Raw genomic sequence first — 473 nt, 5'->3', positions numbered from 1 at the left:
GTCGCCCATCCGGTCCACCATGGCGAGCGCCTCGGTGCGGGCGGTCGCGGTGTGCGAGAGGTCGACCGTGAAGTGCCGGTAGTCGTCGTTGGTGACGTCCCAGTCGGGGGCGTACGCGAGCATCTCGCGGTCCCGGTAACGCCAGGGGTACATGTTCTCGACGGCGAACCGGACGTCCGTCTCGCCGGCCATCCGCCAGATCCCGGTCACGAAGTCACGGGCGTAGTTGCGCTGCCACCGGAACGGCGGATGCACCACGACGGTGGACGCCCCGAGCTTCTCGGCAGCGGCCTTCGCCCGCTGGAGCTTGACCCACGGGTCGGTGGACCAGACCCGCTGGGTGATCAGGAGGCAGGGGGCGTGCACCGCGAGTATCGGCACCCGGTGGTAGTCCGAGAGCCGGCGCAGGGCCTCGATGTCCTGGCTGACGGGGTCGGTCCAGACCATGACCTCGACGCCGTCGTACCCCAGGC

At 70.0% G+C, this 473-nt stretch carries 1 protein-coding gene; it reads right to left on the bottom strand.

The features are described from left to right. A partial coding sequence (locus AB0C16_RS40495) for a TIM barrel protein (RefSeq protein ID WP_357691503.1) occupies window positions 1-473 on the bottom strand: 473 nt, incomplete at both ends.

Source organism: Nonomuraea sp. NPDC048916 (assembly GCF_040649575.1).
GTDB lineage: Bacteria > Actinomycetota > Actinomycetes > Streptosporangiales > Streptosporangiaceae > Nonomuraea.
The sequence above is the reverse complement of the archived record's forward strand: the minus strand, read 5'-3'. Positions and strand labels throughout refer to the sequence as shown.